This window comes from Actinomadura oligospora ATCC 43269, from assembly GCF_000518265.1.
GTDB lineage: Bacteria > Actinomycetota > Actinomycetes > Streptosporangiales > Streptosporangiaceae > Spirillospora > Spirillospora oligospora.
In genome coordinates this window covers 95,674-115,924 of sequence record NZ_JADG01000007.1, presented here as the reverse complement: position 1 = coordinate 115,924, position 20,251 = coordinate 95,674, and the positions used below count along the sequence as shown (strand labels likewise).

General features: G+C 71.9%; 18 protein-coding genes. 13 read left to right on the top strand and 5 right to left on the bottom strand.

What is annotated here, in order from left to right:
- Window positions 1-52: 52 nt before the first annotated feature.
- Together P696_RS52225 and P696_RS56845 are read right to left on the bottom strand one after the other, a co-directional pair.
- Window positions 53-535 carry an ATP-binding protein gene (locus tag P696_RS52225; RefSeq protein ID WP_084337173.1) on the bottom strand — a complete coding sequence of 161 codons (483 nt, stop codon included), beginning with the start codon at window positions 533-535 and terminating at the stop codon, window positions 53-55.
- Entirely contained in the window at window positions 535-873 is a 339-nt protein-coding gene (locus tag P696_RS56845; protein WP_026412227.1) for a hypothetical protein, read from the bottom strand. The genes P696_RS52225 and P696_RS56845 overlap by 1 nt, the downstream gene beginning before the upstream one ends.
- 152 nt (window positions 874-1,025) lie before the next feature.
- Between P696_RS56845 and P696_RS52220 the strand changes: the two genes are divergently transcribed.
- From P696_RS52220 to P696_RS0109845, 8 genes are all read left to right on the top strand, one after another.
- Window positions 1,026-1,865 carry a helix-turn-helix domain-containing protein gene (locus P696_RS52220; RefSeq protein WP_051467225.1) on the top strand — a complete coding sequence of 280 codons (840 nt, stop codon included), beginning with the start codon at window positions 1,026-1,028 and terminating at the stop codon, window positions 1,863-1,865.
- Window positions 1,862-2,065, top strand: a complete 204-nt coding sequence (locus P696_RS0109870; RefSeq protein WP_026412226.1) for a DUF397 domain-containing protein — start codon at window positions 1,862-1,864, stop codon at window positions 2,063-2,065. The genes P696_RS52220 and P696_RS0109870 overlap by 4 nt, the downstream gene beginning before the upstream one ends.
- 190 nt (window positions 2,066-2,255) lie before the next feature.
- Window positions 2,256-2,570 carry a hypothetical protein gene (locus P696_RS56840; protein ID WP_170026390.1) on the top strand — a complete coding sequence of 105 codons (315 nt, stop codon included), beginning with the start codon at window positions 2,256-2,258 and terminating at the stop codon, window positions 2,568-2,570.
- Window positions 2,509-3,027 carry a DUF6879 family protein gene (locus tag P696_RS0109865; RefSeq protein WP_026412225.1) on the top strand — a complete coding sequence of 173 codons (519 nt, stop codon included), beginning with the start codon at window positions 2,509-2,511 and terminating at the stop codon, window positions 3,025-3,027. Before P696_RS56840 ends, P696_RS0109865 begins: the two co-directional genes overlap by 62 nt.
- A 2-nt stretch (window positions 3,028-3,029) precedes the next feature.
- Window positions 3,030-3,875 (top strand): helix-turn-helix domain-containing protein, encoded by an 846-nt coding sequence (locus P696_RS0109860; protein WP_026412224.1) that lies wholly within the window; start codon window positions 3,030-3,032, stop codon window positions 3,873-3,875.
- A gap of 106 nt (window positions 3,876-3,981) precedes the next feature.
- Window positions 3,982-4,194 (top strand): DUF397 domain-containing protein, encoded by a 213-nt coding sequence (locus tag P696_RS0109855; RefSeq protein WP_026412223.1) that lies wholly within the window; start codon window positions 3,982-3,984, stop codon window positions 4,192-4,194.
- Window positions 4,191-4,451: a hypothetical protein gene (locus tag P696_RS0109850; protein WP_026412222.1), complete on the top strand. Its 261-nt coding sequence runs from the start codon at window positions 4,191-4,193 to the stop codon at window positions 4,449-4,451. Before P696_RS0109855 ends, P696_RS0109850 begins: the two co-directional genes overlap by 4 nt.
- Window positions 4,452-4,583: 132 nt before the next feature.
- Entirely contained in the window at window positions 4,584-5,180 is a 597-nt protein-coding gene (locus tag P696_RS0109845) for a cadmium resistance transporter (protein WP_211245684.1), read from the top strand.
- 4 nt (window positions 5,181-5,184) lie between these two features.
- Here P696_RS0109845 and P696_RS0109840 read toward each other — a convergent pair whose 3' ends face one another.
- Complete coding sequence (locus P696_RS0109840) at window positions 5,185-5,562, bottom strand: ArsR/SmtB family transcription factor (RefSeq protein ID WP_026412220.1); 378 nt, start codon at window positions 5,560-5,562, stop codon at window positions 5,185-5,187.
- A 94-nt stretch (window positions 5,563-5,656) separates the two neighbouring features.
- Between P696_RS0109840 and P696_RS0109835 the strand changes: the two genes are divergently transcribed.
- Window positions 5,657-7,639: a heavy metal translocating P-type ATPase gene (locus P696_RS0109835; RefSeq protein WP_026412219.1), complete on the top strand. Its 1,983-nt coding sequence runs from the start codon at window positions 5,657-5,659 to the stop codon at window positions 7,637-7,639.
- On the opposite strand, the gene P696_RS0109830 is transcribed toward P696_RS0109835, so the two are convergent.
- Window positions 7,625-8,848, bottom strand: coding sequence for a glycosyltransferase (locus P696_RS0109830; protein WP_026412218.1), 1,224 nt, complete (start codon window positions 8,846-8,848; stop codon window positions 7,625-7,627). The genes P696_RS0109835 and P696_RS0109830 overlap by 15 nt on opposite strands.
- Window positions 8,849-8,863: 15 nt before the next feature.
- Complete coding sequence (locus P696_RS44385; RefSeq protein WP_051467223.1) at window positions 8,864-10,552, bottom strand: MFS transporter; 1,689 nt, start codon at window positions 10,550-10,552, stop codon at window positions 8,864-8,866.
- Between the two features lie 217 nt (window positions 10,553-10,769).
- Between P696_RS44385 and P696_RS44380 the strand changes: the two genes are divergently transcribed.
- From P696_RS44380 to P696_RS0109805, 4 genes are all read left to right on the top strand, one after another.
- On the top strand, window positions 10,770-17,195 hold the full coding sequence (locus P696_RS44380) for a type I polyketide synthase (protein WP_084337169.1): 6,426 nt from the start codon (window positions 10,770-10,772) through the stop codon (window positions 17,193-17,195).
- Between the two features lie 22 nt (window positions 17,196-17,217).
- Window positions 17,218-18,534, top strand: coding sequence for a crotonyl-CoA carboxylase/reductase (gene ccrA / locus P696_RS0109815; RefSeq protein ID WP_026412217.1), 1,317 nt, complete (start codon window positions 17,218-17,220; stop codon window positions 18,532-18,534).
- 102 nt (window positions 18,535-18,636) lie between these two features.
- The gene (locus tag P696_RS0109810) at window positions 18,637-19,143 is read left to right on the top strand and encodes a nuclear transport factor 2 family protein (RefSeq protein ID WP_026412216.1); all 507 of its coding nucleotides are present in this window, start codon (window positions 18,637-18,639) and stop codon (window positions 19,141-19,143) included.
- 127 nt (window positions 19,144-19,270) lie between these two features.
- Entirely contained in the window at window positions 19,271-20,128 is an 858-nt protein-coding gene (locus P696_RS0109805) for an alpha/beta fold hydrolase (RefSeq protein ID WP_026412215.1), read from the top strand.
- Window positions 20,129-20,251 lie beyond the last annotated feature (123 nt).

Below are 20,251 nucleotides of genomic sequence, written 5' to 3'. Positions count from 1 at the left end.
GCCGCCTAGCCTGAGCAAGGGACCAGCCTGATGTCCGCAGGCTGGTCCCTCCCTAGGAGACGGCCATCAGCGACAACGGCTCGACCGGCGGCTTGTCCAGCGCGACCTCGATCCAGACCTTGTGGCCGAGCGCCGGGCTGCCCTCAACACCCATCCGCTGGACCAGCTGCGACACCATGTACAGGCCGCGTCCGCTGGTGGCGAGCAGGTCCACCGGCTCCAGGACGGTCGGGACGCCGTGTCCGCCGTTGTCGACCACGGCGATGTACGCGGGGTCGTCGTACACCAGCTCCAGCCCGAACCATCCGCCGTCCTCGCCGCTGCGGGTGTGCCGGATCGTGTTCGCGGCCAGCTCGGCGACCGCGAACTCCACCACGTCCACGCATCCCGTCCCGGCGAACATCCCAGCGGCGAACTCGCGCGCCGCCGCAGCCTCCTCCGGACGCCCGGCGAACGTGCGCCGCCACCGCATCTCGTCCGGCCCCCACAACCACTCACCAGCCGACCTTCGCGGCAACTCCCGGACGCTCGCCATCACGCGTCCGCGATGTGCTCGGCGTGCTTGCCCTTGAGCCACACGAGGACCGACTTGAGGTCGTCGGACTCGGCGATCCACTCACCACCGTCGCCGTAGAACCACGTCCGTCCTCCGTCCCCCGCCCGCCTTCCGTGGAAGACGCGAGCTGGAGCGTGGCGTCCACGGTCGAGCCGGACGTAGAAGTTCCGTCCGCCGTCACCGGTGCTGACCTCGACGGGCAGCAGGTGGGCGCGTGCCGCACCGTGCAGGACGACCAGGCGCGGATCCGGCTCGCCGTGAAGCCCCTCTGGGGGCGCACTGGATAGCGGATCGTTCGGTCGATCGAGACTGGCCATGCGAAATCTCCGTCCTCGAAAACGCGGAAACCACCCTCGGAGTCTGTGACGGTGTGCCTACGCTCGGCTACGAAGCACAACAAGGACCGCAGCAAGCGACGCCCGCTGATTCCCAAGCCGGGCCGTCCTTGCTAACCCTCGGAGGTCACGACGTGCCACGCCGAAGCCCCCCGATCCACGCCTACGACCTGCCCAGCTTCTTCGCGGCGCAGCTCCGGAAACGCCGTGACAAAGCGGGGCTGTCCATGGACGCCCTCGGTGAGGAGATGGGTTACACGGGCACCTGGATCTGGCAGGTGGAGAACTGCGCCGAGAAGCCGTCCCGCAAGTTCGGCACGGACTGTGACACCTACTGGCAGACGGACGAATGGTTCGAGGACCTGGCCAAAGCCATCGAACGCCCCGGCGAACCCACGCCGACCCCAGTCCCGGGGTTCGAGGAGTTCCAGGCGCGCGAGCTTCAAGCTTGCTCAATTCGCAGGTGGGAGGCCGATCTGATCGCGGGCCTTCTCCAGACCGAGGACTATGCGCGCGCGGTCTGCACGTCAGCGCAGCGCACCGCAGCGCAGACGGACGCGATGGTGCGACGACGCATGGAACGCCAGGCGGCCGTCCTCGACCGTGACAATCCGCCGCGCCTGTGGGTCATCCAGGACGAGCACGCACTTCGCTCGGCGGTCGCGCCACCCGACGTGATGCGCGCTCAGTGGCAGCACCTCATCGAGGTCGCCAACCGCCCTCGGGTACATCTTCAGGTCGTCCCGGACGGCATCGGCTACCACGAAGGAAAGGAAGGCTCGTTCACCGTCCTGAACTTCGAGCACGGCATACACGATGTCGCCTATATGGAAGCGGGCGGCCACGGCCAGTTGCTCGAGGAGGTGGAAACGGTAGCCTCCTATGCGGAACGGTTGGAGTTGATCAGAAACGTCGCGCTGACGACGTCGGCGACGATCGAGCTGGTCACGGCCCTTTGGGAGAGCAGCCAGTGAACACCGATCCCACTCGCGCCACCTGGCGTAAGAGCAGCTACAGCGGCGGCAGCGGCGGAGAATGCGTGGAGGTCGCTGACCTCACGGCCGTCGTCGGAATCCGGGATTCCAAGGATTCCGGCGGCCCGCGCCTGACGTTGGGGACTGCGCAGTTCGGTGCGTTGGTCCAGGTGCTGAAGTCCGGTCGGCCCTCGCGATAAGGGCTGGTCGGACAACGTTTCGTGAGCCTCGGTCGTCCTTGTGGGACGGGCGGCCGGGGCTTCCGTGTGAGCGGGATGCCGCGTGCACATCGCTTTCTGGTGGACGACATGTTCGTTCCGCATGGACACCAATGCCGCTCGTTCCTTGACCGTGCAGCAGTATGCGGCGGACGCTCTCCGCTGAGAGGCAGTGAGCATCATCGAGCATCCACCCGGCTGGAGACGCGATATGGCTCTACGGTTGATCGGCGGAGACGACAAGAGCGAAGGCGGCGGCTCTCCCGCCGTGTGGGTGGACACCGACACTCACGAGATCCTTGTGCAGGGGCTGACCGGGGACGAACCGACCAGGGCCGAAGCGCGGGCGACGGGGAAGCTGACGCCGGATCACGAGTCGATCGTCCGGTTCCCTGATCGGCTGTACCGGTTGCTGGCGGAGGCGCATGGTGTCATCGCAGAACTTCGAGGAGACCTTCGCGGCGATGCTCCGCGAAGCGGACCGTGAGGCCCTGCATCTGGAGTTGAGAGACTTCTACGGCCCTCCGTCCAGGACGTTCGCGGACTGGAAGGCCGGGGTCGACTACGACCCTGCGGACAGGTTCGCGTCCTGGGTGTCGCTCGTCCGGGAGGCCGTGGCGCGTGGTGTCGCGGTTCGCCGCGCCCGTATCGTCGGGACTCCTGTCAGTGAGTACACGCGGTACCTCCACTGGACGACGAGCATGAACATCGGAGCCGGTGAGCAGGTCCGATGGTTGGCCCGGCGTGACGCGGCCGATCTGTGTCTGACCGGCGCGGACTTCTGGCTGATCGACAGGTCCGTCGTCTACTGGAATCACTTCTCAGGGGACGGCGTCCTTGGCGAGGTCGAACGAGATGCCCGGGAGGCGTCGGCCGAGCTGGCGCGTTCAGCTTTCGAGGCGGCCTGGGCGAGGGGTGTTGATCATTCCGAGTTCAAGCCCTGACGGTGGCCCACTCTCCGACACCGGCGGTTCGGGAGGCGCGGCGCGCCATCGCGGTGCGCCTGCGGGACATTCGCCGTGATGCGAACCTGAGCGGGACGGCGTTGGCGCGGGCCGCGAACTGGGATCGGACCAAGGTCTACAAGATCGAAGCGACCACGACCGCGCCGTCCGAGCTGGACATCCGCACCTGGTGCGCCGTGTGCGGCGCGGAGGATCAGATCCCTGATCTGATCGGGATGGCCCGCGCCGTCGAGACGATGTACGTCGAGTGGCGACGGGCCGCCCGGTCCGGGTTGAAGGCGGTACAGCGAGGAGCCATTCCTCTCTACGAGAAGACCACGAGCTTTCACATCTACGAGCCGGGGGTGGTTCCTGGCCTGTTCCAGACCAGGGACTATGCGACGGCTCGCATGGGGCGGTTCAACGAGTTCCACGGGTTCCCCGGTGACCTCGCGGACGCGGTCGAGGCCCGCATGGAGAGGCAACGCGTCGTCCGGTCAGGGAAGCGGAGGTTCGCCGTCGTCCTGGAGGAATCGGCGTTGTGGTCCCGGATCGGTTCGCGCGAGATGCTGCGGGAGCAGCTTGATCACTTGCGCCTCGTTGCCACGTGGCCGCAGGTCTCGCTGGGAATCATCCCCCGGGACCGGGAACGCCGCATCTGGTCGGTGCCCGACTTCTGGATCTTCGACGGGCGGCGCGTGATCACCGAGACGCCCACCGCCGAACTGAACATCACCGCGCCCGGGGAGGTCGAGGTCTATCGACGCGTCTTCGCCGAACTCTCCACCATGGCCCTCGTCGGGGCGGGCGCTGAGCGGCTGATCTCGGAGACGTACGCGCAGCTCTGAACCCGGTCGAGCATCATCGAGCATCTTTGTGGAGCCTCCTTGAGGCGGCGACCTAGCGTCCTTGGCGTGAGCCACCACAGTCCGAGGTGACGCTCTGGGAGGAACCATGGGTGAAATGTGGGGCGGCGTGTCCTGGCGCAAGTCCAGCCACAGTCCCGACTGGGACGACTGTGTGGAGATGGCCGCCACGGCGGGCGTGGTCGGGGTCCGTGACTCCAAGGACCCCGGCGGCCCGGTCCTGGCGTTCTCGCGGCGCGAGACGGCCGAACTGCTGAACCGCGTTCGTGCCGAGACGGACACGTCCGGGGGTGTGGCATGACCAACCTGTGGCGCTGCCACTCCTGGCGGGGACCGGCGGATTCGGTCCCGGGTGACATCGAACCGGTGGAGGACTGGAACAGCCCTGAGGGAGCGGTGGAGTTCCTGCGCCGACACCTGTCGGCGCAGGGCCACTACTCCAAGGACGCGCTCGTCAACGCCCTGACCGAGCTTCGCCTGGGCAGACCGGTGAGGCTGTGGCGTGACCTCGGCAACGGGGACGCCCTTCATCTGGAAGTGGTGCCGGATACCGCCTGACCACTCGTCACTGGGCCCCGTCGTGTCCGCGCGACGGGGCCCGGTTGTCCTCGTGGGGGCGGCTGGGGCTCTGTGTGCGCGGAGCCTTTTTGGGGGCTTGGCGGCGGGGTGGGGCCGGTAGGTTCGCGGGTTGTGGGTGGGATTGCGGGGAGTGTGGCGTCGGCGGTTGGGTTGTTCGCTGGGACGAACGTCGACGACATCATCGTTTTGACGGTGTTGTTCTTGTCGGCGCGGGCGAGCGGGAGTCCTCGGGTCTGGGAGATCTGGGGTGGGCAGTATGCGGGGTTCGTCCTGCTGGTGTTGGGTTCGGTGGTTGCCGCGTTGGGGTTGGCGGTCGTGCCGGACGCTTGGGTGGGGCTGCTTGGCGTCGTGCCCCTGGGGTTGGGCGTTAAGGGGCTGGTGGCGGCCGTTCGGGCCCGTGGGGACGGGTCGCCTGTCGTGGCGTCCGGGCTGGTGGCGGTTGCGGGGGTGACCGTTGCTAATGGGGCCGACAACGTTTCCGTTTACACGCCGGTTTTTCGGGCGGTGGGGACGGCGTCCACGGTCGTGATGGTCTGCGTGTTCCTTGTCGGCGTGGCCGTGTGGTGCCTGGCCGGGTCGCTTCTCGGGGCGCACAAGAAGGTGATCGAGGTCGTCGGACGGCATGGGCACTGGCTGGTGCCGACGGTGTTCGTCGTCATCGGCGGGCTGATCGTGGCCGAGTCGGGAGTGCTCGGACGGATCGTCTGAGGGGTCAGCCCGCTGGCTCGGGCTCGGCGGGTGGGGTGTCGGTGATGCCCAGGCGGAGGTGTTCCACGTGGTAGAGGGCCTGGTCCAGGAGGGTGGCCACGTGGTCGTCGTACAGGGCGTACATGATGTGGCGGCCCTGGCGGGTGCCGGTAACCAGGCCGAGGTTGCGCAGTAGGCGGAGCTGGTGGGAGCAGGCGGACTGCTCCATGCCGACCTCGGCGGCCAGCTCGGTCGCGGGGAGCGGGCCCTCGCGGAGGCGGGCCAGGATCAGCAGGCGGGACGGGGTGGCCAGCGCCTGAAGGGTGCCCGCCACGTGCGCGGCGCTCGCCGGGGTGAGCGGGGTGCGCGGCACCTCCTCCGGGCTTTCGGCTCCGTGACCCATGGCGCCATCCTATGCGCGGGACAACACATGAATTCATGTTCAAGTGTTCATGGTAAGGTGACCGGAGTTCCGCTTGTGCAAGGAGTTTTCGCCGATGTCCTCCACGCTCACCCGTACGGCGCCGCCCGGCGTCGCCCGTGAGGCCGCTCCCCGGCGGCGCACGCGGATTCTGGCGTTGCCCGAGGCGCGGTGGGCCGGGCTGGCGCTGGTGCTGTTCGCGGCGGCCCTGCCGCTGTACCTGGTCGGAGCGCCTGCCTGGGTCTGGGGGCCGCTGTTCGCGGGGGTCTATGTCACCGGCGGGTGGGAGCCCGGGTGGGAGGGCCTCAAGGCGCTTCGTGAGCGGAGCCTGGACGTCGATCTGCTGATGGTCGTCGCGGCCCTCGGGGCGGCGGCGATTGGGCAGGTGCTGGACGGGGCGCTGCTGATCGTCATTTTTGCCACGTCCGGGGCATTGGAGGCCGTGGCCACGGCGCGGACCGCCGACTCGGTGCGGGGGTTGCTGGATCTGGCGCCCGCCACGGCGACCCGGCTCGGCGACGACGGCGGCGAGGAGGTCGTGGCCACCGAGCGGCTGCGGGTCGGGGACGTCCTGCTGGTGCGGCCCGGCGAGCGCTTCGGCGCGGACGGGCGGGTGACCGAGGGCGCCAGCGACGTCGACCAGGCCACGATCACCGGGGAGCCGCTGCCGGTCGCGAAGGCCACTGGGGACGAGGTGTTCGCCGGGACGCTCAACGGCACGGGCGCGCTGCGCGTCGTGGTCGAGCGCGATCCGTCCGACTCGGTGATCGCGCGGATCGTCGCGATGGTCGAGGAGGCGTCCGAGACCAAGGCCCCGACGCAGCTGTTCGTGGAGAGGATCGAGCAGCGGTACAGCCTGGGGATGGTCGCCGCGACGCTCGCCCTGTTCGTGGTGCCGCCGGCCTTCGGGGACGACCTGCGGTCCGCGCTGCTGCGCGCGATGACGTTCATGATCGTCGCGTCGCCGTGCGCGGTGGTGCTGGCGACGATGCCGCCGCTGCTGTCGGCGATCGCGAACGCCGGACGGCATGGTGTCCTGGTGAAGTCGGCCGTGGTGATGGAGCGGCTCGGGCAGGTCGACCGGGTCGCGCTGGACAAGACCGGCACGCTGACCGAGGGCGTTCCGCACGTGACCGATGTGCGGCCGTTGGCGGGGCTGAGCGAGGACGAGCTGCTGGCGCTGGCGGCGGCGGCCGAGTATTCGAGCGAGCACCCGATCGCGCGGGCGGTCGTCGGCGCGGCAAGGGCCCGTGACCTGGTACTTCCGCCGGTTTCCGACTTCGTCTCGACGCCGGGCGTCGGTGTCGCGGCCGTGGTGGACGGACGTCCCGTGGCGGTCGGGAGCCCCGCGCGGCTCGCGGACGCCGATCAGGTCGGGAGCCCCGCGCGGCTCGCGCACGCCGATCACGTCGCCGAGCTGGAGGAAAAGGGACGGACGGCCGTGGTCGTCGAGGTGGACGGCGTGCCCGCAGGGGTGCTCGGCATCGCCGATCGGCTGCGTCCCGAGGCGTCCGGGGCGGTCGCGGCGCTGGGCGAGCTGACCGGTGCCGCGCCGGTTCTGCTCACCGGGGACAACCCGCGCGCCGCCGCCCATCTGGCGCGCGAGGCGGGCATCACCGACGTGCGAGCCGGGCTGCTGCCGCAGGACAAGGCGGACGCGGTCACCGACCTCCAGAGTGCCGGGCACAAGGTGCTGCTGGTCGGCGACGGCGTCAACGACGCTCCGGCCCTGGCCACCGCGCACACCGGCATCGCCATGGGACGTGCCGGGTCCGACCTCGCCCTGGACACCGCCGACGCCGTCATCGTCCGCGACGAGCTCGACACCGTCCCGGCCGTCGTGGCGCTGTCGCGGCGGGCCCGGAGGCTGGTCGTCCAGAACCTGGTCATCGCGACCGTCTTCATCACCGGCCTGGTCATCTGGGACCTGGCCGGGAACCTGCCGCTGCCCCTCGGCGTCGCCGGGCACGAGGGCTCGACCGTGATCGTCGGGCTCAACGGCCTGCGCCTGCTCACCGGGGCAGCGTGGCGTCGCGCGATGCGGCTACAGGCGGTCTAGGAGTTCGACGGCCCGGTCGACGCCGTTCTCGGCGCGGAGGCGTGCGCCCAGGTCGGCGGCGCGGGCGCGGATCGCCTCGCCGGACGTCGCCGTGCGGATCGCGGCGGCCAGTTTCGGGGCGGTCAGAGTGCGGAAGGGAACGGCGGCGGGCCCCGCGCCCAGGGCGGTCACGCGGTCGGCCCAGTAAGGCTGGTCGCCGAAGAACGGGGTGATCACGGACGGGACGCCGGCGCGCAGCCCGGCGGCCGTCGTGCCCGCTCCGCCGTGGTGGACGACCGCCGCCATCCGGGGGAAGAGCCACGTGTGCGGGACGTCCCGGACGGCCAGGACGTCGTCGTCCGAGGTCGCCGGGTCACCTTGGACGACGCCGCGCACGCCCGCCAGCCGGAGAGCCGTCCGGACGGTCAGGTCGGTCAGCGTCGCGTCCTTCGGGACCATGCTGCCGAAGCCGACGTAGACGGGCGGCGGGCCGCCCGCGAGGAAGGACGCCAGCTCGTCCGGCGGGGTGAAGGACGGCTCGTCCAGCGTCCAGTAGCCCGTGAGGTGGACGTGTCCCGGCCAGTCGGCGGGACGCCGCACCACGTGTTCGCTGAAGCAGGCCAGGACGAGCGGCTCGTCGCGGGGCGCGCCACGGAGGGGGAGCGGCGGGAGGCCGAGGGACTCGCGCCGCCACGGGTTGAGGAACGGGCGGGAGAGCTGCCAGGCGATCTGGTCGACGGCGGCGAAGCTCGCGCGATTGCCGGGGCCGCCGAGCGAGCGCGGGACGAACGGGTGCGGGAACGCGCGGGTCGGATGGCTCGGCTGGAAGTGGATCAGGGCCCACGGGACGTCCAGGTGCTCGCCGATGTGGCGGGGGAGCAGGCCGAGCGTGGGGCCGAGGAGGAGGTCCGCGTCCTTGGATCCGGCGAGGCACTCGTCCAGGAGACGGCGCGCGGCGGGGCCGAGGATGCGCCGGAATCCGGTCAGGAAGCGGACGGGGTTCCGGCCGCCCGCGAGGAGTTCCTGGCCCGCGTCCGAGGTGAGGATCTCGGCCGGGTCGACCGTCAGGGGCGCGAGGTCGAGCCCGGCGGACTGCGCGAGGGGCGCGTAGCGGGCGCTGGCCACGAGGCGGACGCGGTCGCCGCGCGCGGCCAGGGCGCGGCCGAGCGCGACGCACGGCTGGACGTCCCCGCGCGACCCGGCCGCGAAGATCACGACGGTCCGGCTCATCGGCACCCCTCCGGTCTACCAGGCGTCGTCGCGCAGGATGCGGTGCGGCCCGGTCGCTTCGCTGTCCTCGGGATCGTACGGGCGGTACCAGCCCTCGGGGGGAGGGGGGAAGCCGCGGCGGACGTTCTCGTCCAGGTAGGAGGCCAGTCCGTAGCGTCCGCGCCGGTCACCGTGGGGGACACCGATCTCGTAGCCGTTGTAGGACGGCGAGCGGCGCGTCTCCGGGACCGCCCTGCGCCGCCGTTCGCGCCGGCCGCCACCGGACGCGACCAGCACGTCCTCCTGGACGGGCGCGGACGCGCGCGAGGGTGAGGCGGACGCCGTCTCCTTCAGCTCGTGTTTGCGCGGCAGCGTCGTCGCGCTGATCAGGCCGCCGACCGCGACGAGCGCCGCGCCCAGCAGCAGCCCGGACGAGATGCCGTGGCGGAAGCGCTCCATCGCCGCCGCCGACGCCTGCCCGGGGAGGTCGTGCACGAGGACGCCGACGACCGCGATGCCGAACGCGCCGGACGCCTCGCGGATCACGTTGAGGATGCCGCTGGCGACGCCGGTCCGGGTGTCCGGGATGGCCTTGAGGACGTACATCGCGAGCGGCATGACCAGCGCGGATCCGGCCCCGACGGTCAGGACGCCCGGCAGCAGGTCGGTGTAGCCGTCACCCCGGCGGATGAGCGAGAACCAGGACATCCCGAGCGCCATCAGGCCCATGCCGGTGCCGATCGCGATGCGCGGTCCGACGCGTCCGGCGAGCCAGAACGCGACCGGGGTCAGCGCCATGATCACGAACGCGGCGGGCAGCAGGACCAGCGACGACCGGACGGCGGAGAAGCCGAGGTAGTCCTGCATGAAGGTGGCCGAGTAGAACAGCACGGCCGTGAAGCCCATGCCCTGCAGCATCTGGGACAGCAGCCCGCCGACGAACACCCGGTTCCGGAAGAAGCCGAGGTGGATCATCGGGTCGGGGGCCCACCGCTCGACCGTGACGAAGCAGGTGAGGGCGATGAGCGCGAGCGCGAACACGCCCAGTACGGGACGGGCCGTCCAGCCGTCCCGCTGGACGGCCTCCAGCCCGTAGACCAGCGCGAACAGCATCGTCGCGGAGATCAGCACGCCCGGCATGTCCACCCGGGCGTCGGCGTTCTCGGCCTTGGACGTCAGCACCACCGCGCCGAGCGCGATCACCAGCACGCCCGGGACGATGTTGACGAGGAAGATCCAGCTCCATGACCAGTAGGTGACGATGGACGCGCCGATCGGACCGCCGAGGGCGGTCGCCGCGCCGCCCGCCGCGACCCAGACGATCGTGCCGAGGGACCGCTGCTTGTCGGTGCGCCCGACCGTGACCATGACGAGCGTCGCGGGGAGCGCGAGCGCGGCGCCCGCGCCCTGGAGCACGCGCGCGAGGATGAGGATCCCCGCGTCGGGGGCGAACCCGCAGGCCGCGGACGCCACGGTGAAGATCGTCATGCCGGTGGTGAAGCCGACGCGGCAGCCGTAGATGTCGGTGATCCGGCCCCCGGCGACCATCAGGCACGAGAACATCAGCATGTAGCCGGTGGTGACCCACTCCCCGGCGGAACCGGACATCCCGAGGTCCCGGCGGATCGTCGGGATCGCCTGGATGACCACCGTGTTGTCCATGGTGGTCATGAAGGCGCTGACGGCGACGACCAGCAGTGCCCACCGGTATCGTCCTCGGGTCACGTCCCTCGCCGCTTCCCCCTGTTGAGCGTGAGTGGTGATGCCGCCCAACTATCCCATCAGGCCACATCCCTTGCCAGTGGGGGTCTTGTCATCGGCGTGACAAGTGGCCCATGAGAAAAGTGGCCTGTGTGCGCATCGTGAGACGGTCAAAGTAGGACATCGTGGACCTCCTTCCGTGCCGCACGAACGATCCCGCGTTATTGGGGGAACCCCGCAGATGCACTCCCGTGAGGGGATCGGTGAGGACGCGATCCGCCGGTACCTGGTCGAGCAGATCGCGCGCCGGTCCCGCGTCGAGCCCTCCGAGGTGGATCCGGACCGTCCGCTGGAGGAGTTCGGGCTCGCCTCCCGCGACGCGGTCGCGGTCGCGGGGGAACTGGAGCAACTTCTCGGCCGCGCGCTGCCCGCGACGCTCGTCTGGGAGCACCCCACGATCAACCGGCTGTCCGCCGCGCTCGCCGGACGCGACGAGACGCCCGCTCCCGCCCCGGTCGCGGAGGTCCGCGCGGACGAGCCGATCGCGGTGGTCGGCGTCGGGCTGCGGATGCCGGGCGGCGACCGGGACCTGACCGGCGCGGACGACTTCTGGCGGTTCCTCCTCGGGCGCGGGGACGCCGTCCGCGAGGTCCCGGACGGCCGCTGGGACGCGTTCGACGACGGATCGCCCGAGGTCGGCGACCTGCTCGCGCGGACGACCCGGCTCGGCGGCTTCCTCTCCGACATCGCCGGGTTCGACGCGGAGTTCTTCGGGATCTCGCCGCGCGAGGCCGCCGTCATGGACCCGCAGCAGCGGCTCGTCCTGGAGGTCGCCTGGGAGGCGTTCGAGCACGCGGGCCTCGCGCCCGCCGCGCTGCGCGGCACCCGGACGGGCGTGTTCGTCGGCGTCTCCGCGCCCGAGTACGCGGCGTTCACGGCGTCCGACCTGGCCGCGCTGGAGCCGTTCACGGCGACCGGCGCGGCGCTCAGCGTGATCGCCGGACGCCTGTCGTACCTGCTGGACCTGCGCGGGCCGTCCATGATCGTGGACACGGCGTGCTCGTCCTCGCTGGTCAGCGCGCACCTGGCCGTCCAGGCGCTGCGCAGCGGCGAGGCGGACGTGGCGCTCGCGTCCGGCGTGAACGTGCTGCTGTCGCCGACCGTGACGATGACGTTCGACCTCGCGGGCGGGACGGCGTCCGACGGGCACTGCAAGGCGTTCGACGCGAGCGCGGACGGCATGGTCCGGGCGGAGGGCTGCGGCGCGGTCGTCCTGAAGCGGCTCTCCGACGCCGAGCGGGACGGCGACCGGGTGCTCGCGGTCATCCGCGGCTCGGGCGTGAACTCCGACGGACGCTCGAACGGCCTGGTCGCGCCGAACTCCGAGGCGCAGAAGGCGCTGCTCCGGGACGTGTACGCCGCCGCCGGGATCGACACGCGCGAGGTCGACTACGTCGAGGCGCACGGCACGGGGACCTTCCTCGGCGACCCGATCGAGGCGAAGGCGCTCGGCGAGGTGCTGGGCGCGGGACGCGACGCGGACGCGCCGCTGCTGCTCGGCTCGGTCAAGTCCAACCTCGGGCACATGGAGGCGGCGGCGGGCGCCGCGGGGCTGGTCAAGGCCGTCCTCGCGCTGCACCACGGCGTGATCCCGCCGTCCAACCACTACAAGGAGCCGAACCCGCACATCCCGTTCGACGACCTGCGGCTCGCGGTCGTGGGCGAGGAGACGCCGTGGCCGAGGCGCGGCCACGCGCGCCGGGCGGGTGTCTCGGGGTTCGGGTTCGGCGGGACGAACGCGCACGTCGTCCTGGAGGAGGCCCCGGCCGCCGAGGTCGTGCGCGAGGACGTTCCGGTTCGCCTATATCCGCTTTCCGACACGTCCGAGGACCGGATCCGCGCGTACGCGTCCGAGCTCCTCACGTGGCTGGACGGACGCGAGGTCCCCGACGCCGACCTCGCGCGGACGCTGCGTCGGCGCGACGGCCGTGGCCGAGTTCGCGCCGTCGTCGCCGCACGCGACCGCGCCGGGCTGGTCGACGGCCTGAAAGCGCTGGTCGAAGGGCGTCCGCATCCCGGGTTGGTCAGCGGGACGGCGGTCGGCGTTCCGGGACGTCCGGTCTGGGTGTTCTCCGGGTACGGCGCGCAGCGGACGGGCATGGCGCAGCGGCTCCTGGAGGAGGAGCCCGCGTTCGCCGAGGCCATCGACGACCTGGACGCGCTGTTCGCCGACGAGGGCGGCCCCGAGCTGTGGGCCGTCCTGGAGGAGGGCGAGCCCATCGAGGGCGGCCCGGCCGTCACGATGCCGCTGCTGTTCGCGATCCAGATCGGGCTCGCGCGCATGTGGACGGCGTACGGCGTCACGCCCGGCGCGGTCGTCGGGCACTCGATGGGCGAGGTCGCCGCGGCCGTCGTCGCCGGGAAGCTGTCCCTCGCGGACGGCGTCAAGGTCATCTGCCGCCGCTCGCGGCTGCTGGACCGGCTGGTCGGCGGCGGTGCGATGGCGGTGCTCGGCGCTTCCGCCGCCGAGGTCGCCCGCCTCGCGGACGGCTTGGACGAGGTGTACGCGGCCGTCCACTCCTCGCCGACGCAGACGGTCGTCACCGGCGACGCCGAGCAGGTCGCGACGGTCGTCGCGCGCGCCGAGGCCGAGGGCCGCCTCGCACGGATGATCAAGGCCGAGGGCGCGGGCCACTCACCGCAGGTCGACCCGCTCCTGCCCGACCTGCGCGAGGCCCTCGCCGAGGTCGGCGCGAAGCCCGGGACCCCGTTCGCCGACGACGTCCGCCTCTACACGACCGCGCTGGACGACCCGCGCGCCGACGTCCCGATGGACGCCGGGTACTGGGCGCAGAACCTTCGCAATCCGGTCCGTCTCACCGACGCGATCGCGGCTGCCGCCGACGACGGATTCCGGACGTTCATCGAGGTCAACGCGCACCCGATCCTCGCGCACCCCGTCGGCGAGACCCTCGACGGAGTCGGCGCGTTCGTCACCCACACGCTGAAGCGCGCGCCCAAGGGCCAGGAGACCGACGACACCCTGACCTTCCACGCGCAGCTCGCCGGGCTCGCCGCGCGCGGGCACCGGATCGCCGCGCCCGCCGACGGCACGGTCACCGACGTGCCGTCCGCGCCCTGGCGGCACGAGCGGCACTGGATCGACACGTCCCGGACGCGCCGCCGTGGCGCGGGCCGCGACGAGCATCCGCTGCTCGGCGCGCACGTCGAACTCCCCGGCGAGGACCGGCACGCCTGGCGCGCCGACGTCGGCACCGCCGCCCAGCCGTGGATCACTCCGACGCGCGGCCTGGACGTCCTGCCGCCCGCCGCGTTCGCGGAGATGGCGCTCGCCGCGGGCGCCGAGGCGCTCGGCGTCGAGTCCGTGCGTGTCAACAGCCTGTGGATAGAGAAGCCGCTCGCGCTGGACGCGTCCACGACGGTCACGACCACCTTCAGCGAGGACGACCAGCGCGTCGAGATCCACGCGCTGACTCCGGCGGGCACCTGGACCCGCCTGGCCGGCGCCGACGTCGGCGAGGACCACCGGGCGCCCGCGTCCCCGCCGGGCGGCCCGGCGACCGAGATCGCGGCGGCCGAACGCGGCAGCCGCCACTACCGCCTGCACCCCGAGGTCTTCGAACGCGCTCTCGGCGTCCTCTACGCCGAGGCCGACGGTGACGCGCTGGTCGAGACGATCGGCAGCCTGCGCGTCTACGGGCCGACGCACCGCGGCGGACACGTCCGCGCCACGTTCGACGGCACCCACGGTGACCTGCGGATTCTCGGTCCGGACGGTCAGGTGCTCGTCGAGGCCACAGGCATCACCCTGCGCCGCGCCGAGCGCGCCGACCTACCCGTGCCGCTCTCCGCCAAGCTCGCCGAGGTCGTCTGGGACGCGTCCGAAACCCCCGAAGCGACCCTGCCCGAAGCGACGTGGCTCCTGCTCGCCGACGACACCGACCCCTTCGCCACCTCCGTCACAGACGAACTACACCGCCGCGGCCACACCGTCACCCGCAGCCCGATCGGTTCGACGCCGTCCGCTGACGTGCAGGGTGTTGTGTTGGTGGCGGGTGAACTGGCGGACGAGGAGCTCGCGCTGGCCGTCGCGCGGACGTCCGTCGCGATGCCGGACGGCGCGCGCCTGTTCGTCGCGACGCGCGACGCACTGCCCGTCCTGCCGGGTGAGTCCGGAAATCTCCGGCAGGCGCACGTCCGCGCGATCACGCGCGTGCTCGCGTTCGAGCGGACCGTCCAGCGCGCCACCCTCGTGGACGCCGCACGCCCCGAAGACCTGGTCGCCGAACTCCTCGCCGACACCCCGTCCCGCGAAACCGCCTACCGAAACGGCACCCGCCACACCGCCCGCCTCGCCCAGGCCGTCCTGCCGGAGATCGACAGGCGGCGGCGGGTTGTGCGGCGTGGGGGTGCGTACATCGTCACGGGCGGCTACGGCGGGATCGGGCTGGCCACGGCTCGGTTGCTGGCTGAGCGGGGGGCCGCGCGGATCGTGTTGTCGGGACGGTCTGGGCCGTCCGCTGACGCTGAGAAGGCGATCGCGCGGATGCGTGAGGACGGCGTGGACGTCGGGGTCGTCCTCGGGGACATCGCCGAGCCGGGTGTCGCCGGACGGCTGGTCGAGGCCGCGCGCGAAGGCGGGGCGACGCTGCGCGGCGTCGTGCACGGCGCGGGCGCGATCGACGACCGGATGATCGCCGACCTCGGCCCGGACGACCTGCGTCGCGTGTGGGCGGCGAAGGTGGAGGGCGCGCGGGCGCTGTCCGAGGCGACCTGGGACGCGGGCCTCGACTGGCTCGTCCTGCACTCGTCGGCCGCCGCGCTGCTCGGGTCGCCCGGCCAGGGCGCGTACGCCGCCGCGAACGCCGCGCTGGACGCGCTCGCCGCGCACCGCCGCGCGCACGGACGCGCCGCCACGACGATCAACTGGGGCACCTGGTCGCGGGTTGGCGGGGCCGCCGACCTCAAGGTCGCGGTCATCGAGCCGATCACGCCGGAGGAGGGCGCGGAGGCCCTGGAGGCGCTGCTCGCCGCCGACGTGACCGCCGCCGGTGTGCTGCGGTTCGACCCGTCCGCCGCCGTGGGCCTGTTCCCCGAGATCACGAACATGCCGTTCTTCGCCGCGCTCACCGAGGCCGCGCGGACCGAGCAGCCGGACTCGGGCGACTGGCCCGGCATCGAGGCCGTCCGGGCGCTCGACCCGGCCGAGGCCCGCGCGCGCATCGCCGCGCAGGTCAGGTGGCGGATCGCATCGGTGCTGGGCTTCGCGCCCGACCGGCTCGACCCGTCCGTCCCGCTCACCGACCTCGGGCTGGACTCGCTGGTCGCCGTCCGGATCAAGAGCGGCGTCGAGCACGACCTCGGACTGACCGTCCCCGCGTCGGTGCTGCTCAAGGGCGCGTCGGTGGACGTGTTCGAGGAGTGGGCCGCCGAGGAGCTCGGCCTCGCGCACGCTCAGGCGCCGCCCGCCGTGACCGCCGTGTCGAACGCCGAGTCCGGGTACGTGATGGCGCGCGACGCCGCCGAGCGCCTGGCCGTCCGGTTCTTCGAGGACGTCCTCGGCCTCGACCGCGTCTCGGTCGTCGCCGACTTCTACGCCGACCTCGGCGGCACGGACGAGAAGGCCGACGAGGTCGTCGCCCTCCTGCTGAGGGAACTGGGTGGCGAGGCCACGCGGGGCGAGCTGTTCGCGACGCCGACCGCCGAGCACGTCGCGGAGTACATCCGGGCCGCGGACGAGGAGGCCGCGCGGCAGATCGTCCGGCCGCTGAAGCCGTCCGGGGACCGGCGTCCGATCTTCATCGCGCACCCCGCGGGCGGCACGACCGCCTGCTACCGGCAGCTCGTCGACCTGCTCGGCGACGACCAGCCGGTGTACGGGCTCGAACGGTTCGACGACGCGCCCCCGGTCGGGGAGCGCGCCGCCCGCTACGTGCGGCACCTGGTGGAGGCCCAGCCGGAAGGCGCGTTCCGGCTGGCCGGATGGTCGTTCGGCGGCGTCCTCGCCTACGAGACCGCGCGGCAGCTGCGCGAGGCCGGACGGGACGTCGAGTTCGTCGCGCTGTTCGACGCGGGCCTGCCGCTCCCGGTCGAGGACGAGTCCGACACCCTCGCCCGCCGCTTCGTCGCGTTCACCGACTACGTGAACGAGACCTACGGCCTGGAGGTCGCGCTCACCTTCGACGAACTGTCCGGGCTGTCCGAGGAGCAGCAGTTCGCGCTGGTCATGGAGCGCGCGGCGCCGCTCGCGGAGATGATCCCCCCGGCCGCGCTGCACCACCAGCTCACCTCGCACCAGGACACCCGGTCCCTGGAGGCGTACGAGCCCCGGCCCTACGACGGCCGTGTCATCCTCTACTACGCGCCCGAGGAGACCCCCTGGGCCGTGAAGGACGCCCGGTACGTCCTGGACGGGACGAACGGGTTCGGCCCGCTCTGCCCGGCCCTGGAGAAGGTCGTGATCCCCGGGGTGCACCACCTGAACCTGCTCGACCCGCCCGGCGTGGAGATCCTCGCAGCCCACCTGGACGGCCAACTCGCCGCCACAGCCGCTTCCGGAGCCGACGCAGACGGCGCGACGTCCGACCCCACGGCCGCACCGGAAGGCGCGGCGAGCGGCCCGGCGGCCCTGTCCCCGGCTCACTGACCCCCCGCGGAGGAATCCCCCCATGTCCGAACTGCTCGAAGCCGTCCGGTCCGGCGCGTCCGGCCGGGAGCTGGCCGAGATCGACCTGCCCGCGCGCTACCGGGCCGCGTTCACCCGCAAGGACGAGGTGGGCATCTTCGAAGGGCAGAGGGACAAGGACGTCCGGCGGTCGATGCACGTCGGCGAGGTCGAGATGCCGGAGATCGCGCCGGACGAGTGCGTCGTCGCGGTGATGTCGGCGGCGATCAACTTCAACACCGTCTGGTCGGCGATCTTCGAGCCGGTGCCGACGTTCGCGTTCCTGGAGAAGTTCGGGCGGCAGGGCTGGTACGGCGCGCGGCACGACCTGCCGTACCACGTGCTCGGCTCGGACGGCGCGGGCGTCGTGGTCCGCACGGGCGCGGGCGTGAAGCACTGGAAGGTCGGCGACCGGGTGGTCATCTCCCCGTCCTACGTGGACGAGGAGGACCACGGCTCCTACGACGACGGCATGATGTCCGAGACCCAGCTGGCCTGGGGGTTCGAGACCAACTTCGGCTCGCTCGGCGACTTCTGCGTCGTCAAGGCGAACCAGCTCATCACGAAGCCCGCCCACCTGACCTGGGAGGAGGCGGGCTCGAACACGCTGTGCGCCGCGACCGCGTACCGCATGCTCGTCGGGACGCACGGCGCCCGGATGAAGCAGGGCGACGTCGTCCTGGTGTGGGGCGCGACGGGCGGGCTCGGCTCGTTCGCCACGCAGCTCGTCCTGAACGGCGGCGGGATCCCGGTCGCGGTCGTGTCGTCCCAGGAGAAGGCCGAGATCGTCCGCGCGCAGGGCTGCGAGCACGTCATCGACCGCACCGATCTCGACCTCGGCGAGGGCGGGCTGCGGAACCCGAAGGCGGGCCGGATCCTCGGCGAGGCCATCCGCGGGCTGGTCGGCGAGGACCCGGGCATCGTCTTCGAGTACCTCGGCCGCGAGACGTTCGGCGCGTCGGTCTACGTCGCCAAGCGCGGCGGGAAGATCGTCACGTGCGGCTCGTCCACGGGGTACAGGCACGAGTACGACAACCGGTTCCTGTGGATGCGGCTGAAGAGCATCATCGGCTCGCACGGCTTCAACTACCACGAGGCCGTGCAGGTCAACCGGCTGTTCGGGCTCGGCATGATCCACCCGACCCTGTCCCGGACCTACGCCCTTTCCGACGCGGGCGAGGCCACCCGGGCCGTCCAGACCAACCAGCACATCGGCAAGGTCGCCGTCCTGTGCGGCGCGACCGCCGAGGGCCAGGGCGTCGACGACCCGGCCCTGCGCGAGCGCATCGGCGAGGAGAGGTTCCACCTCTTCCGCCGCTGATCGCCGATTCTTCCGCCGCCCGCGGGGCCCCGGTCGATCACTTGACGCCTTCGTCCTGCTACGTTCGGTGACGAAAGATCGTCGCCCGGACGGAGACAGGGCATGGCGCTACAAGACCTGACCGCGGAGGCCCGGCTCACCGCCCTGGCCGACCGCGCCGAGATCGTCACGCTCCTGGACCGCTACGCGCGCGCCCTGGACGACCGCGGCTTCGACCTCCCGGCCCTCGCCGCCCTGTTCACCCCGGACGCGACGGTCGGCCGCCCCGCGGACAGGGACGAGCACACCGGACTGACCGACATCTCCCAGTTCCTGACGGAGACGATGGCCACGTTCGGGACAACCCAGCACATCTACGCGAACCACCTCATCAGCGTCGACGGTGACAAGGCGTCCTTCCGCCTGAACTCCAACGGGACGTTCGTCCTGCTCGACACCGAGCAGGTCTACGTGGCCGGTTCGGTCATCACCGGAACCGCCGTCCGCACGCCCTACGGCTGGCGCCTGAAGTCCCTGACCCTCACCCCGGCCTGGGACACCCTCGCCATGTCCCCGTCCGAAGAGCCCGACGTCGAGGAGGAGGGCGAGGGCGAGGACGACGACGGCTGAACCGGGCCGGGCGCGATCCTCCCCTCCGGGGATGTCGAGAAGGCGGCGGCGGCTCCGACCAACGGGGGAAGGGCCCGCCAGGGTCTGGTGACGGAACCGGCGAGTTCCGCGAACCGTTGGAGGCGACATGACCGCGACCGCACTTGAAACGCCCGAAGTGGACCTCGTGTACGACGTGCAGGGTCCGCTTCCGACGGCGGACGGACGCCCGCCGTTGTTCGTGATCGGTCAGCCGATGACCGACGAGGGTTTCCGCGCGTTCGCCTCGCACTTCGGCGACCGCACCGTGGTCACCCACGACCCGCGCAGCCCGGGCCGAAGCGCCCGCAGGGACGGCCGCACCGCCGCCGACCCCGAGACCCTGGCGTGGGACGTTCACACGATCATCGAGGCGCTGGGGGCGGGGCCGGTCGAGATGTTCGCGGGCAGCGGTGGCGCCGTGGCGGCGCTCGCCCTGGTCAGGTCCTTCCCGGACGATGTGACGACCCTGGTGGTGCACGAGCCGCCGCTGATCTCCGTCCTGCCGGACGCGGACGCCGCCGGACGCGCCCGGGCCGCCGTCAAGGAGGCTTTCGAGGGCGGGGGCTTCATCGCCGGACTGGCCGCCTTCACCGCCATGGCGTCCTGGCAGGGCGAGTTCGATGACGCCTACTTCGCCCAGCCCGCCGCCGACCCGGCCGCGTTCGGCATGCCGTCCGGGGACGACGGCGTCCGCGATGGCCTTCTGTCGGACGCGGCCTGGCCGGTCACCGGCTACGCGCCCGACTTCCAGGCCCTGATCGCCGCTCCCACCCGCATGGTGATCGGCGTGGGAGAGGAGGCCGGCGACGCCCTCACCGGGCGCTCCGCGCGGGCGACGGCCGCTCTGCTCGGCCAGGAGGTCATGGTCTTCCCCCGCTACCGCGGTGGCTTCGCCGGGCCGGGGACCGGCGACTCCGGGGAGCCGGAGGAGTTCGCCGCCAAGCTCCGCGAGGTCCTGAACTGACCCCTGAACCAGCCGGACCCGAGAAATCGTCCTGAGGGATGTCGAGACGGCGGCGGCGGCTCCGACTAACGGTCGAAGGGCCGCCAGAGCCCGGCGCCGGAACCGACGAGTTCCCGAATTCGC

Bases quoted from the DNA above. Each gene is read 5' to 3' on its own strand.
- P696_RS0109840 (WP_026412220.1), bottom strand. From the start codon at position 5,562: ATGGGTCACGGAGCCGAAAGCCCGGAGGAGGTGCCGCGCACCCCGCTC.
- P696_RS0109865 (WP_026412225.1), top strand. From the start codon at position 2,509: ATGGTGTCATCGCAGAACTTCGAGGAGACCTTCGCGGCGATGCTCCGC.
- P696_RS0109850 (WP_026412222.1), top strand. From the start codon at position 4,191: ATGACCAACCTGTGGCGCTGCCACTCCTGGCGGGGACCGGCGGATTCG.
- P696_RS0109805 (WP_026412215.1), top strand. From the start codon at position 19,271: ATGACCGCGACCGCACTTGAAACGCCCGAAGTGGACCTCGTGTACGAC.
- P696_RS0109835 (WP_026412219.1), top strand. From the start codon at position 5,657: ATGTCCTCCACGCTCACCCGTACGGCGCCGCCCGGCGTCGCCCGTGAG.
- P696_RS0109810 (WP_026412216.1), top strand. From the start codon at position 18,637: ATGGCGCTACAAGACCTGACCGCGGAGGCCCGGCTCACCGCCCTGGCC.
- P696_RS56845 (WP_026412227.1), bottom strand. From the start codon at position 873: ATGGCCAGTCTCGATCGACCGAACGATCCGCTATCCAGTGCGCCCCCA.
- P696_RS44380 (WP_084337169.1), top strand. From the start codon at position 10,770: ATGCACTCCCGTGAGGGGATCGGTGAGGACGCGATCCGCCGGTACCTG.
- ccrA (WP_026412217.1), top strand. From the start codon at position 17,218: ATGTCCGAACTGCTCGAAGCCGTCCGGTCCGGCGCGTCCGGCCGGGAG.
- P696_RS0109830 (WP_026412218.1), bottom strand. From the start codon at position 8,848: ATGAGCCGGACCGTCGTGATCTTCGCGGCCGGGTCGCGCGGGGACGTC.
- P696_RS52225 (WP_084337173.1), bottom strand. From the start codon at position 535: ATGGCGAGCGTCCGGGAGTTGCCGCGAAGGTCGGCTGGTGAGTGGTTG.
- P696_RS0109855 (WP_026412223.1), top strand. From the start codon at position 3,982: ATGGGTGAAATGTGGGGCGGCGTGTCCTGGCGCAAGTCCAGCCACAGT.